The sequence below is a fragment of the Brevundimonas sp. GW821-FHT10E09 genome (assembly GCF_058809375.1).
In genome coordinates, this window is sequence record NZ_JBXASO010000016.1 from 19,168 (window position 1) to 32,579 (window position 13,412).

The following is a 13,412-nucleotide window of genomic DNA, read 5'->3' on the forward strand; positions in this document are numbered from 1 at the left end:
CATCCGATTCAGTCGAAAACCACGGGGTCGCCGGCGGTGTCGAAGGCGAGGAAGCGCTGGATGGCCCCGGTGTTGACAGCCTCGACCATGTTTTCGAGCGCCCGGTCTATGTCGGGCTTGGCAGGGGCGTATCCGTCGCGCCCGGCAAGGGCCGCGGCGAACACCAGGCCCCAGGGCGGTCCGGCCGTCGCCGCTTCGGCGGCGAAAACGTCGAAGCCCGCCAGGTCCTCTGGCGCCTTGTCCACGCACATCAAGGGGGTCAGGGTTCCACCCCGACCCAGGCGATGACGCTCGCGCTGCTCGGGCGTCGGGGCGTCCGGCAAGGCCACGGCGGCGAAGACGAAAAGCAGGCGGTGCGGGGTCTGCTGGGCCAAGGCGGCGGCGACGAGTTGCTGAAAATGAGAGGTCTGGGTCATCCGAGCAGAATGCCGCCTGATCCCCGCGCTGGGCTTGCGCCTGAACAAATCACGTTCGATTTGATCCTCAGCTCCATGGCGGGGTCTGTCCCGTTGGCGAACCCGAGCCCCGGTTTTCGCGCTTCGGCCAGCGCGCCCCGACAATCTCGCTGACCCCTTGTGCGATGCAACATTCCATGCCAGCAATGTCAGGCGGCGTCCTAAAGCGCTGCGCGTAACGGGGCGTCCTCAATGAGGGGAGACGCGCCGGACATTCAGCAGATTTCGGCAATGAAGCCGCCCGGGGCGCTCTGACATGAGCGTGTCGAGGCGGCTTTCGTGCGTCCGCGATCCGCACCGGGTTTGAACAAGCCACCAAACATGGCGGGGGATGAAGGTGATGGACAAGCGCAGATTCCTGATGGCCGGCGGCGCGCTGCTGGCCGGCGCCGCAGCGGGCCTCGCCGGATGTGGCGAGAGCGAGCCGCGTTCGAACGGCGCCACGGCGCCGGCGGGGACGGTCGAAAAACCCAATCTCAAACTCGGCTTCATCAAGCTGACGGATATGGCGCCCCTGGCGATCGCCAAGGAGAAGGGCTTTTTCCTTGAGGAGGGCCTGAACGTCGCCCTCGAACCCCAGGCCAATTGGAAGGTCCTGCTGGACGGCGTGATCGGCGGCCAGCTGGACGCCGCCCACATGCTGGCGGGGCAGCCGATCGCGGCGACCATCGGTCTGGGCACCAAGGCCGATCTTATCGCGCCGCTCAGCCTGGACCTGAATGGAAACGCCATCACGGTGTCGAACCGGATCTGGGCGCAGATCGCGCCGACCCTGCCCAAGGGCGCCGACGGCAAGCCCTTGCATCCGATCTCGGCCGCCGTCCTGATGCCGGTCGTCGAGCGTTTCCGGTCCGAGGGGCGTCCGCTCAAGTTCGGCATGGTCTTCCCGGTCTCCACCCACAATTACGAGCTTCGCTATTGGCTGGCGGCCGGCGGGATCCATCCCGGCTTCTATCTGCCGCGCGACGTGGCGGGCACGACCGGCGCGGACATCCAGCTGTCGGTCACGCCGCCGCCCCAGATGCCCGCCACCCTCGAAGCCGGCACCATCGAGGGCTATAGCGTCGGCGAGCCTTGGAACCAGGCGGCCGTCAAGAAGAAGATCGGCGTGCCCCTCATCGCCGATCACGACATCTGGCCCCGCAATCCCGAGAAGGTCCTGGGCATGACCCGGGCCTTCGCCGAGACCTATCCCGCCACCACCACCGCCCTGATCCGCGCCCTGATCAAGGCCCAGCAGTGGCTGGACGCCGACCAGGGCGCCAATCGCCCGGAGGCGGTGCAGATCCTGGCCCGCTCCAACTATGTCGGGGCCGACGCCGACGTGATCGCCGCCTCCATGACGGGGCGGTTCACCTATGCGCCCGGCGATGTCCGCCCCGCCCCGGAGTTCAACATCTTCTTCGGAAGCTTCGCCGGCTATCCGTTCGCTTCCGACGCGGTCTGGCAACTGACTCAGATGCGCCGGTGGGGCCAGATCGCCGAGGATCGTCCCGACGCCTGGTACCTGGAAACCGCTCAGGCGGTCTATCGCGCCGACCTCTATCTGGCCGCCGCGCGCGCGCTGGTCGCCGAGGGGGTGATCCCGGCCGAGTCCGTCCCGGAGACGGACGGCTTCAAAGAGGTGCAGACCGGCTTCATCGACGGCGTCGCCTACGACGGGCGCGCGCCCAACGCCTATCTGGCCAAGTTCGCCATCGGTCTGAAACAGGGTCAGCGGGTCGCCGCCTCCGGCGTCTCGCCGGCCTGATCGCGCAAAGGGGAGAAGATTGATGCTGACGAACCAGGTCGCGCCCGACGGTGAAACGCCCACCAAGGTCATCGGTCGCATACCGTCCGAGACGGCGCCGCGTCGGACGCCGTCCGAGGACGCCGCGTCCGACACCCGTTCGGCGTCGGAGGAGGGGAGAGCGTCCAGGCTCGTCCGTTTCGCCGCCGGGCTTGGAGTCAAGCTGGGGGCCAGATTGCGCGCCCTGGTTCCGCCCCTGGCGGGCATCGGGATTTTCATCCTGTTGTGGGCCATGGCGGCTCCTATGGTGAAGACCTCGTTGGGCGCCCTTCCCGGGCCCGTGGCGGTCGCGGCGCAGGGCGTCGCCCTGGCCGAGGAGTGGCAGGCCGGCCAGGCCGATCGGGCCGCCTTCTATGCGGCCCAGTCCGAGCGTAATGCCGGACTGGAAGCCGCCGGACGGGGGGGCGAGGTTCGCGATTTCCGTTACGCCGGATCGCCCAGTTTCATCGATCAGATCTTCACCTCCCTGTTCACGGTGGCCTTCGGGTTCGGCTTGGCGACGGTGGTCGCCGTGCCGCTCGGCCTGGTCTGCGGCCTGTCCAAGGGGTTCAACGCCGCCTTCAATCCCCTGGTGCAGATCTTCAAGCCGATCAGTCCGCTGGCCTGGCTGCCGATCGTGACCATGGTGGTGTCGGCGACCATGACCCGCCCGGATCCGGCCCTGCCCAAGAGCTTCGTCATTTCGGCGGTCGTGGTGATGCTGTGTTCGCTGTGGCCGACCCTGATCAATACGGCCGTCGGCGCCGCCTCGATCGACCGGGATCTGCTCAATGTCGGACGGGTGCTTCGCCTCAGCCCCTTCGCCCGGCTGAGACGCCTGATCCTGCCTTCGGCCCTGCCCTATATCTTCACGGGCATGCGGCTGTCGCTGGGCGTCGGCTGGATGGTGTTGATCGCCGCTGAGATGCTGGCGCAGAACCCCGGACTGGGCAAGTTCGTATGGGACGAGTTCCAGAACGGCAGCGAGCAGTCGCTGGCCCGCATCATGTTCGCGGTCATCGTCATCGGCCTGATCGGCTTCTTGCTGGATCGGTTGATGATGGCCCTGCAAGCCCTCGCCTCGCGGAACCACGCCAAATGAGCGCGCCGATCCTGTCCTTGCGGGGACTGAGCAAATCCTACCTGGGGGCCGACGGCGCGCGCACCGACGTCCTGTCCGGCGTGGAACTGGACGTTCAGGAAGGCGAGTTCGTCGCCGTTCTCGGCTTCTCGGGCGCGGGCAAGACGACCCTGGTGTCCGCCATCGCCGGGCTGATCGAGGCGGACAGCGGCGACATCCTGATCAAGGGCCGGCCCTGCGCCGGCCCCGGACCGGATCGCGGGGTCGTCTTTCAGAGCTATTCGCTGTTTCCCTGGCTGACTGTGGAACAGAATGTCAGGCTGGCGGTCGACGCCGTTCACCTGACGATGCCCAAGACGGAGCGGGTCGAACTGGTGCGCGCGACGGTCGCCCTGGTGGGACTGGCCCATGCGCTGGATCGCAAGCCGGCGCAGTTGTCGGGCGGCATGCGCCAACGCGTGGCGGTGGCGCGGGCTCTGGCGACAAAACCCGAGATCCTGCTGCTGGACGAACCCCTGTCGGCGCTGGACGCCCTGATCCGCGCCAAGCTCCAGGACGAGATCGAGCGGATCCGGCGCCAGGAGAAACGCACCATCGTCCTGGTGACCAACGACGTGGACGAGGCCCTGTTGCTGGCCGACCGGGTCGCGGTCCTGACGCCGGCGCCCCACGCCCATATCGGCCGAATCTTCGAGGTGGCCCTGGCTCGGCCGCGGGACCGCACCGAGCTGAACCATGACGAGGCCTATAAGACGCTGAGAAACGAGATCGTCGGCTATCTGGGGCGTCTCGCCGGCGGGGCGCGCGAGGCGGCGGCTTCGAACGTGATCGACCTGCCGACGGTGGCGCCGCTCGATCTCTTGGCGCCGCCCAAGGCCTATCAGGACGCCGCCTATAGTCCGATCCATCGCCGCTATCTCGAGTTCTACAACCTGTCCAAGGTCTATCCGACGCCCAAGGGCCCGCTGACGGTGGTCGAGAAGGTCAATCTGCTGATGGACCGCGGCGAGTTCATCTCGCTGATCGGGCATTCGGGGTGCGGCAAGTCCACGGTTCTGACCATGGCCGCCGGTCTCAATCCGATCTCTGACGGCGGCATCGTGTTGAACGGTCGGGAGATCGAGATCGCGGGACCGGACAAGGCGGTGGTGTTCCAATCGCCGTCCCTGATGCCCTGGTTGACGGCGCGCCAGAACGTGGCCCTGGGGGTCGAGCGTGTCTATCCCCACGCCACCCGCGCCGAGAGAGCCGACATCGTCGCCTATTATCTGGAACGGGTCGGCCTGGGCGACGCCATGAACAAGATGGCCGCCGATATGTCCAACGGCATGCGCCAGAGGGTGGGCATCGCCCGCGCCTTCGCCCTGTCGCCCCGACTGCTGCTGCTGGACGAGCCGTTCGGCATGCTGGACAGCCTGACGCGCTGGGATCTGCAGGACGTGCTGGTCGAGGTCTGGAACCGCACCAAGGTCACGACCGTCATGGTCACTCATGACGTGGACGAGGCGATCCTGCTGGCTGATCGGGTGGTGATGATGACCAACGGGCCGAACGCCACCATCGGCAAGGTGCTGGAGGTCGATCTGCCGCGTCCGCGCGACCGCCGCGCCCTGCTGGATCATCCGCAATTCTACGCCTATCGTGAGGAAGTGCTTCAGTTCCTGGCGGACTACGAGCACGGCGCTCACGCCGACGCCGCCTGATGCGGGTCTTTCTGGCCGGCATACCCTTGCATGACGCGCTTGTCGTCGTGGTCGGCGACGGGGAGGCGGCGCTGGCGAAACTGCGGCTGTTCGTCGGCTCGCCCGCCCGACTGGTCTGGTTCACCCCCGGCGGCCCCCCCGACGCGGATCGCCGGCCGGCGAACGCGCCCACGCCCAGGGCTCGCGCGCCGACGCGGGCGGATTTTCAGGAGGCGCGGCTGGTCTTCATCGCTCTGGAGCAGGAGGATGAGGCCGAGGCGGTCGCCCGCGATGCGCGGGCGGCGGGCGCCCAGGTCAATGTGGTGGACCGGCCGGCCTTGAGCGATTTCCAGACGCCGGCCCTGATCGACCGGGATACGATCGTCGTCGCCATCGCGACCGGCGGCGCCGCGCCGATCCTGGCGCGGGACCTGCGCAGCCGTATCGAAGCCATACTGCCCCAAGCGCTCGGCCCCCTCGCCGAGATCGCCGGCGAGATTCGTGACCAGGTCAAGACGGGCATTCCGGACTTCATGGCGCGGCGACGGTTCTGGGAACGGGCGTTTCGCGGTCTGGCCGTTGATCTGGTCGGACAAGGGCGGATATCGGCCGCCCGCGCCGAGATGATGCGGCTTATAGAGGCGGCGGCGCCGGAGGCGGGGAGTCTGTATGGTCTGGGGGCCGGATCGGGCGATCCGGAACTTTTGACGCTCAAGGCGCTGCGGATCATGCAGGACGCCGATGTCATCCTTTACGACCCGGAGGTCTCGGAGCTCGTCCTGGCGCGGGCGCGACGTGATGCGCCTCGGCGAAACCTGGCGGACGCCGGCCCCGCCGAAGCCTGCCGTCTGATGGTCGAACATTGGACTCAAGGCGAACGCGTCGTGAGACTGTATGCCGGCAATCCTGCGGCGTCTGAGCGGGCGAGGCGCGAGCAGGATGCCCTGAATGCAACAGGTTGCGAAATGATCGTCGTCCCGGTCGCGCTCGACGCGGCCCGTCTAGACTCTTGACGGAGGGCGCCGCTTACTCGCGTCGGGGAACATCACAATTGCGTATCGCCATCGTCGACGACACCGGCCTGCGCGCGACCATCCTGAAAGAGGGGCTGGCCGAGGCGGGCTACATCGATATCGAGGTCGTGGCGCCCCACGGCGGTTTCGTCGCGCGTCTGGAACGGATGGCGCCCGACATCGTGCTGATGGACCTGGGCGATCCCAGCCGCGACACGCTCGAGGAAATGCTGACCGTCAGCCGCGCTCTGGCTCGACCCATCGCCATGTTCGTCGACCGGTCGGACGATGCGATGATCGGCGCCGCCATTGACGCAGGGGTATCGGCCTATGTCGTCGATGGTCTCAGGAAGGAAAGGGTGAAGCCGATCCTGGAGCTGGCGATCCGCCGGTTCAACGCCTTCAACATCCTGAGGGCGGAGCGGGACGACGCGGTCACGGCCCTGGCCGACCGCAAGACCATCGATAAGGCCAAGACCCTGCTGATGCAGGGTCGCGGTCTGTCCGAGCCCGATGCCCACGCCCTGCTGCGCTCCACCGCCATGAACCAGAGCCGCCGCATCGTCGAGGTTGCCGAAGCCTTGATCACCGCCTACGCCCTGATCGACCCACCCAAGGGAACCGGACGATGACGCCGCTTTCAATCGCCTTTCTGCCCCTGACCGACAGCGCGGTGCTGGTCGCGGCCAAGGAGATGGGTTTCGCGGAAGCGGCCGGGCTGGACCTGACGCTGGTCCGCAACACCTCCTGGGCCACGGTTCGAGACCGTCTGGTCTACGGCCAGGTTCAGGCGGCGCACATGTTGGCGCCTCTGGCCGTGGCGGTGACCTTGGGGCTCAGCCAACAGCCGACCCGGCTGGTGGCGCCCTTCCGGCTGGGGATGAACGGCAACGCCTTGACCCTGTCGCATGAGTTCGCCGCCGCCCTGGACCCGGTGCTCGCGCATCGGGTCGAGGATCCTGTCGCGACCGCCCATGACTTCGCTTCGGCCATCGGCATGCACCGTCGCAAGCCGATCATCGGCGTGGTTCATCGGTTTTCCAGCCACGCCCTCATGCTGCGCTACTGGCTGGCGTTCGCGGGGGTCGATCCCGATCGGGACTTGACCCTGCGGGTGGCGCCGCCGTCCTTGATGGTGGAGGCGTTGCGGACCGGCGAGATCGACGGCTTCATGGCGGGCGAACCCTGGAGCAGTCTCGCCGTGGACGAAGGCCTGGGCCAGATCGCCGCTTTCGGATCACGGCTCTGGCGCCGGGGGGTGGAAAAGGTCCTGGCCGCGCGCGCCGACTGGGCCGAGGCCAATCCGGAGGTTCTGAACCGGCTCTTGATCGCCTTGGACCGTTCCGCCGCCTGGTGCGACGCGCCGGAAAATCGCCCCGCCCTGGCCCGGCTGCTGGCGGCGCCCAATTATGTGAACCAGTCGGCGGCGGTGATCGAGCGCGCCTTGGCCGGGCGACTGGTGCTCGGCCAGGGGGAAGCGCCCGTGGCCGAGGCGGACTTCCTCATGCTGCACCGCGAAGCCGCCACCGCGCCGGCGATCGATCATGGCCTGTGGATCTACTCGCAGTTCGTGCGTTGGGGCATGATCGAGGCGTCCGAAACGGCGCGCGCGGCCTCTGCGGCCGTCTTCCGTCCGGACCTGTATCGTCGCGCCGTTCCAGGCAGGGACGGGGCCGGAGCGGTCGGGAACTTCTTCGACGGCCGGCCCTTCGATCCCGACCGGATCGAGGCCTATGTCGAAAGCTTCGCCGAGGCCGCCGCATGATCGCGGACAAAAACCTCTTTGTGCGATGCAAAATGACCCCTTGCCGAGCAGGGAGAAACGAGTCAACCTCATCGAACTGAGGCAAGGACGCCTCGGATTGGTCGGAACCCTCCATCGATGGGGAGTCCCGGCTTTCGCGCCCTGACCGGATCGGTGGGGGTGATCGAGATTTGGCAAAGCCGCCATGCAGGCGCTGGGAAACCAGCGTCTGCATGGCGGCTTTTTTCGTTTGGGGCGTCGAATGGACGGTTTTGCAAAGGTCTTGGCGCGGTCCACGGGCGCGACCCGGGACACCCGGGAGCATCTGGTCGTCGTCGGCAATGGCATGGCCGGCTGCCGGGCGGTGGAGGAAATTCTCGCGCGCGACGCAGACCGATACCGGGTGACCATCTTCGGGGCCGAACCCCATGTGAACTACAACAGGATCATGTTGTCCCCCGTGCTGGCGGGCGAGAAGACCTTCGATCAGATCGTCATCAACGACCGCGCCTGGTACGCCGACAATGACATCGAACTGATCGTGTCGGATCCCGTCGAGGCGATCGATCGCGCCGCCCGGACCGTGACCGCGAAGTCAGGCCGCACCGTCGGCTATGATCGTCTGCTGATCGCCACCGGATCGGACCCCTTCATCATCCCCGTGCCGGGTCACGACCTCGACGGCGTCATCAGCTTCCGCGACATGGCCGACGTCGACCGGATGGTCGCCGCCGCGCAGCAGGGCGGGGACGCGGTTGTCATCGGCGGCGGCCTTCTGGGCCTGGAGGCGGCGCACGGCTTGAGCCTGCGGGGCATGAAGGTGACGGTCATCCATCTGATGCCGAACCTGATGGAACGGCAGCTGGACGAGGCCGCCGGCTGGCTGCTGAAGTCGGCGCTGGAGGCCCGGGGGCAGACCATCCTGACCGGCGGCGATACGGCGGAGATCGTCGGCGACGTCGGCGTCGAGGGGGTGCGACTGAAGGACGGTCGGCTGATCCCGGCGTCCCTCGTCGTCATGGCGGTCGGCATCCGACCCAATATAAGTCTAGCGCGTGCGGCCGGACTGGCCGTGGGGCGCGGCATTCATGTGGACGACCATATGGTCACCTCCGACCCGGCGGTTTTGGCCGTCGGAGAATGCGTCGAACACGCCGGTCAGGTCTATGGCCTGGTCGCCCCCCTGTGGGACATGTGTCGCGCCCTGGCCGATGGACTGACGGATCGTCATACGGGCTATCGTGGCTCGGTGACCTCGACCAAGCTCAAGGTGTCCGGCATTGACGTGTTTTCCGCTGGGGATTTTTCGGGCGGCGAGGGGGCGCAGGACATCGTCCTGAGGGACGCGTCGCGCGGCGTCTACAAGCGGGTGGTGGTGCGCGAGGACCGGATCGCGGGCGCGGTCCTGTACGGCGACACCGCCGATGGCGGCTGGTATTTCGACCTGATGAAACGGGGCGAGGACATCTCGTCGGTCCGCGACATGCTGATCTTCGGTCAGGCCTTCGCCCTGGGAGGAGGGCCGCCGGACCCTAGGGCGGCCGTTGCAGCCCTCTCGGACGAAGCCGAGATCTGCGGCTGCAACGGCGTGTCCAAGAAGACGGTTGTCGCCGCAATCGAGGGCGGCGCGGCGACGCTGGACGCCATTCGCGGCGGCTGCAAGGCTTCGGCCTCCTGCGGGTCCTGCACCGGTCTGGTGGAAACCCTGCTGGCCGTGACCCTGGGCGACGACTATGCGGGCGAGCGCGCCGTTCGGACCCTGTGCAAATGCACCAGCTTCGGTCACGACGACGTGCGTCGGGAGATCGTGGCCCAAGGGATGCGGACAATCCCTGAGGTCATGCAAAGACTCCATTGGACGACGCCCGACGGCTGTTCGTCGTGCCGTCCGGCCTTGAATTATTATCTGCTGTGCGCCCTGCCCGGAGACTATGTGGACGACCAGCAAAGCCGGTTCGTCAACGAACGTCTGCACGCCAATATCCAGAAGGACGGGACCTATTCGGTAGTGCCGCGGATGTGGGGCGGGGTCACCAATCCGCGCGAACTGCGCGCCATCGCCGATGTGGTCGAGAAATACGACGCCCCCCTGGTCAAGGTCACCGGCGGCCAGAGGCTGGATATCTTTGGCATCAAGAAGGAGGATCTGCCGGCGGTCTGGGCGGATCTGAACGCCGCAGGCATGGTGTCGGGCCACGCCTACGGCAAATCACTCCGCACGGTGAAGACCTGCGTCGGGTCGGACTGGTGCCGGTTCGGCACCCAGGACTCCACCGGTCTGGGCATCCAGGCCGAGCGCATGACCTGGGGCAGCTGGATGCCCCACAAGTTCAAGATCGCGGTGTCGGGCTGCCCCCGCAACTGCGCCGAGGCCACCATCAAGGATTTCGGCGTCATCTGCGTCGACAGCGGTTATGAACTCCATGTCGGGGGCAACGGCGGCATCCATGTTCGGGTCACCGATCTGTTGTGCAAGGTCGCGACCGAGGCCGAGGCGCTGCACTATTGCGCCGCCTTCATCCAGCTTTACCGCGAACAGGCCCGCTATCTCGAGCGCACCGCGCCCTGGATCGAACGCGTCGGACTGGAGTGGATCAAGGCCCGGATCGTCGAGGACGCCGAGGGGCGCGACGCCCTGGCCGCACGCTTCCTCTACGCCCAGAGCTTCAGCCAGGAGGATCCCTGGGCCGCACGAGTGAGCGGGGTCGATCGCGAACTTCACCAACCCCTGGTCCTGGCGGAGACGGCGTGATGCGGGCGGAGCGATGGATGGATGCGGGGGCCGTCGAGGAGATCCCCCTGCGCGGCGCCCGCACGGTGACGGTGGGTGAAGACGCGATCGCGGTGTTCCGCACAGGCGACGGCGCCGTCTTCGCCCTGATCGATCGTTGCCCCCACAAGGGTGGCCCGCTGAGCCAGGGTATCGTCCACGGCCACAGCGTCGCCTGCCCGCTGCACAACTGGAGCATCGCCCTGGCCACCGGCGAAGCGCAGGCGCCGGATCGCGGCTGCACCCCGACGATCCCGGTCAGGATCGAAGCCGGGCGGGTGCTGATTGCGACGTCCAGCCCGGTCCTCGCCTGAGGTGACCCGGCCCGTCTGCACCACCTGTCCCTATTGCGGCGTCGGCTGCGGCGTGGTCGCGCGCGTCACGGGCGAGCGCACGGTGGACATCGCGGGCGACCGCGACCACCCCGCCAATAGGGGGCGGCTGTGTTCCAAGGGCACACATCTGGGCGAGACGGTCGGACTGAACGGCAGGCTGCTGCACCCGATGATCGGCGACCGGCGCGCCGCCTGGGACGAGGCGCTGGATCTGGTGGCGGACCGTTTCGCGACCGCCGTCGCCGAGCACGGCCCTGACAGCGTCGGCTTCTATGTCTCGGGCCAGCTTCTGACCGAGGACTATTATGTGGCCAACAAGCTGATGAAGGGGTTTATCGGCTCGGCCAATATCGACACCAATTCAAGACTTTGCATGTCCAGCGCGGTGTCGGCTCATCTGCGGGCCTTCGGCGAGGACGTCGTGCCGGCCTGTTACGAGGACCTGGAGGCGGCCGATCTGATCGTGCTGGTCGGCTCCAACACCGCCTGGTGCCATCCCGTGGTCTGGCAAAGGATCGAGGCGGCCCGGTCGCGGAGCGGCGTCAAGCTTGTCGTCATCGATCCGCGCCGCACCGAGACCGCTGAGATGGCGGATCTGCATCTGCCCCTTCGCGCCGGAACAGACGTCAGACTTTTCAACAGTCTTCTGGCGGCGCTTCGTGCACGAGGGCAGGTCGATGAGGCCTATATCGCGGCCCATGTCCTCACCCCTGAAGGCTTTTGGGAGGGGATTGCGGAGGACGCGGACCCGGGCGCCGCCGCGGCGGCCTGCGGTCTCGATCCTGTCGTCCTCGACGCCTTCTTCGATCTGGCGGCCCGTCATCCCCGCACCGTCACCCTGTTCAGTCAGGGCGTGAACCAGTCGACCCAGGGCGCCGACAAGGCCAACGCCATCATCAATTTTCATCTGGCGACCGGTCGGATCGGAAAGCCCGGCGCGGCGCCCTTCTCCATCACCGGACAACCGAACGCCATGGGCGGGCGCGAGGTCGGGGGGCTGGCCTCCACCCTGGCCGCCCATATGGATTTCGCCGAGGACAATCGGGATCGGGTCGGGCGGTTCTGGGGCGCTCCGGCCCTGGCGGCCGCGCCCGGATTGAAGGCCGTGGATCTGTTCCGGGCCGCCGGCGACGGTCGGCTCAAGGCCCTGTGGATCATGGCCACCAATCCGGCCGTCAGCATGCCCGACGCCGGCGCGGTCCGCGACGCCCTGGCGGCCTGTCCCTTCGTCGTCGTCTCGGACGTGATGGCCGACACCGACACCGGCCGCCTGGCCCATGTGCGGTTCCCTGCGGCGGCCTGGGGGGAGAAAGACGGGACGGTCACCAACTCCGAGCGTATGATCAGCCGCCAGAGACCTTTCTTCCCTCCGCCGGGCGAGGCGCGGCCCGACTGGCGGACCCTCGCGGACGTGGGGCGTCGGATGGGGCACGGGTCCGGTTTCGCCTGGACCACGCCGGCCGAGGTGTTCGACGAACATTGCCGTCTGACCGCCTTCGAGAACGACGGGCGTCGGCGTCTGGACCTGTCGCCGCTGATCGGTCTGGATGCGGCGGCCTATGACCGGATGACACCCGTCCGTTGGGGCGCCGATCGCGTCTTCGCGGACGGTTCTTTTTCGACGCCGGACGGCCGGGCCCGTCTGGTGGCGGTGCGCCAGCAGCCGCTGGTGAACCACGACCTGATCCTGAACACCGGACGCTATCGGGATCAGTGGCATACGATGAGCCGCACCGGATTGTCGCCGCGCCTGTCCCAGCACCGTCGCGAACCCCTGGTCGAGCTACACCCCGACGACGCGGCGCGGTTCGGCCTGGCTGACGGGGATCTGGCCGTCGTGCGGACGGCGCAGGGCGAGAGCGTCTTCCGTCTTGCAATCACCGACGCCCAGCGACCGGGCGAGGCCTTCGCGCCGATCCACTGGACGGACCGGACGGCGTCAGGGGGGCGGACGGGGCGGCTGGCCGATCCTGCGGCGGACCCCGTGTCGGGCCAGCCGGGGTTCAAACGAACGGCCATGACCGTGACCCGGCTTCACACCGACTGGCGCGCCTTCTTGATCCTGCGGGGGGAGACCGGGGTTCAGCCGGACTGTGTCTGGTGGGCGGCGGTGACGGCCCCCGGCGGCCGACTGTTCGAACTGGCGGGGAACGGCGATCCGCACGCCCTGGAGGCCCTGCTGCCGGACGGCGAGCGGATGACGGCCGTGGACCCGGCGCGCGGGACCTTGCGGATCGGCGTCCTGAAGGACGGGCGGCTTCAGGGCGCGCTGTTTGTCGCGCGCGACGGGCGACTTCCGGCCCGGGACTGGCTGCTGGCCCAGCTGTCGGAGACGGTTGAGACCGCCGGGCTCCTGGCCGGGCGAGCGCCGGGGGCGGCCGTGGATCGCGGGCCTGTCGTCTGCGCCTGTTTCGACGTGCGCGCCCGGACCATCCTGACCGCCATCGCCGAACAGGGGCTGACGAGCGTGGCCGAGGTCGGCGCAGCCCTGTCCGCCGGCTCCAACTGCGGCTCGTGCCGCCCCGCCATCGCCAGACTGCTTGCCGCCTAGGAGAGCGACCGTC

10 protein-coding genes are annotated in these 13,412 nt (G+C 67.8%); 9 read left to right on the top strand and 1 reads right to left on the bottom strand.

Features of this window, described 5'->3' with window-relative positions; translation table 11 throughout:
• Positions 1-8: 8 nt before the first annotated feature.
• Positions 9-416 (bottom strand): hypothetical protein, encoded by a 408-nt coding sequence (locus AC1RSI_RS14240; RefSeq protein ID WP_008263563.1) that lies wholly within the window; start codon positions 414-416, stop codon positions 9-11.
• A gap of 379 nt (positions 417-795) precedes the next feature.
• Between AC1RSI_RS14240 and AC1RSI_RS14245 the strand changes: the two genes are divergently transcribed.
• From AC1RSI_RS14245 to AC1RSI_RS14285, 9 genes are all read left to right on the top strand, one after another.
• On the top strand, positions 796-2,205 hold the full coding sequence (locus tag AC1RSI_RS14245) for a CmpA/NrtA family ABC transporter substrate-binding protein (protein ID WP_230307533.1): 1,410 nt from the start codon (positions 796-798) through the stop codon (positions 2,203-2,205).
• A gap of 22 nt (positions 2,206-2,227) precedes the next feature.
• Positions 2,228-3,325, top strand: a complete 1,098-nt coding sequence (locus AC1RSI_RS14250; RefSeq protein WP_008259493.1) for an ABC transporter permease — start codon at positions 2,228-2,230, stop codon at positions 3,323-3,325.
• The gene (locus tag AC1RSI_RS14255; protein WP_154725582.1) at positions 3,322-5,007 is read left to right on the top strand and encodes an ABC transporter ATP-binding protein; all 1,686 of its coding nucleotides are present in this window, start codon (positions 3,322-3,324) and stop codon (positions 5,005-5,007) included. The genes AC1RSI_RS14250 and AC1RSI_RS14255 overlap by 4 nt, the downstream gene beginning before the upstream one ends.
• A complete protein-coding gene (locus AC1RSI_RS14260; RefSeq protein WP_008261796.1) occupies positions 5,007-5,999 on the top strand; it encodes a siroheme synthase in 993 nt (330 codons plus the stop codon). The genes AC1RSI_RS14255 and AC1RSI_RS14260 overlap by 1 nt, the downstream gene beginning before the upstream one ends.
• Positions 6,000-6,037: 38 nt before the next feature.
• Positions 6,038-6,631 (top strand): ANTAR domain-containing response regulator, encoded by a 594-nt coding sequence (locus tag AC1RSI_RS14265; RefSeq protein WP_008262932.1) that lies wholly within the window; start codon positions 6,038-6,040, stop codon positions 6,629-6,631.
• The gene (locus tag AC1RSI_RS14270; RefSeq protein WP_154725583.1) at positions 6,628-7,764 is read left to right on the top strand and encodes a CmpA/NrtA family ABC transporter substrate-binding protein; all 1,137 of its coding nucleotides are present in this window, start codon (positions 6,628-6,630) and stop codon (positions 7,762-7,764) included. Before AC1RSI_RS14265 ends, AC1RSI_RS14270 begins: the two co-directional genes overlap by 4 nt.
• A gap of 241 nt (positions 7,765-8,005) precedes the next feature.
• A complete protein-coding gene (nirB, locus tag AC1RSI_RS14275) occupies positions 8,006-10,495 on the top strand; it encodes a nitrite reductase large subunit NirB (RefSeq protein ID WP_050771652.1) in 2,490 nt (829 codons plus the stop codon).
• A gap of 17 nt (positions 10,496-10,512) precedes the next feature.
• Positions 10,513-10,827, top strand: a complete 315-nt coding sequence (nirD, locus tag AC1RSI_RS14280) for a nitrite reductase small subunit NirD (RefSeq protein ID WP_008260425.1) — start codon at positions 10,513-10,515, stop codon at positions 10,825-10,827.
• Positions 10,799-13,399, top strand: a complete 2,601-nt coding sequence (locus tag AC1RSI_RS14285; protein ID WP_230307534.1) for a nitrate reductase — start codon at positions 10,799-10,801, stop codon at positions 13,397-13,399. Before nirD ends, AC1RSI_RS14285 begins: the two co-directional genes overlap by 29 nt.
• The last annotated feature ends 13 nt before the right edge of the window (positions 13,400-13,412 follow it).

Bases quoted from the DNA above. Each gene is read 5' to 3' on its own strand.
- AC1RSI_RS14240 (WP_008263563.1), bottom strand. From the start codon at position 416: ATGACCCAGACCTCTCATTTTCAGCAACTCGTCGCCGCCGCCTTGGCC.
- AC1RSI_RS14245 (WP_230307533.1), top strand. From the start codon at position 796: ATGGACAAGCGCAGATTCCTGATGGCCGGCGGCGCGCTGCTGGCCGGC.
- AC1RSI_RS14250 (WP_008259493.1), top strand. From the start codon at position 2,228: ATGCTGACGAACCAGGTCGCGCCCGACGGTGAAACGCCCACCAAGGTC.
- AC1RSI_RS14255 (WP_154725582.1), top strand. From the start codon at position 3,322: ATGAGCGCGCCGATCCTGTCCTTGCGGGGACTGAGCAAATCCTACCTG.
- AC1RSI_RS14260 (WP_008261796.1), top strand. From the start codon at position 5,007: ATGCGGGTCTTTCTGGCCGGCATACCCTTGCATGACGCGCTTGTCGTC.
- AC1RSI_RS14270 (WP_154725583.1), top strand. From the start codon at position 6,628: ATGACGCCGCTTTCAATCGCCTTTCTGCCCCTGACCGACAGCGCGGTG.
- nirB (WP_050771652.1), top strand. From the start codon at position 8,006: ATGGACGGTTTTGCAAAGGTCTTGGCGCGGTCCACGGGCGCGACCCGG.
- nirD (WP_008260425.1), top strand. From the start codon at position 10,513: ATGGATGCGGGGGCCGTCGAGGAGATCCCCCTGCGCGGCGCCCGCACG.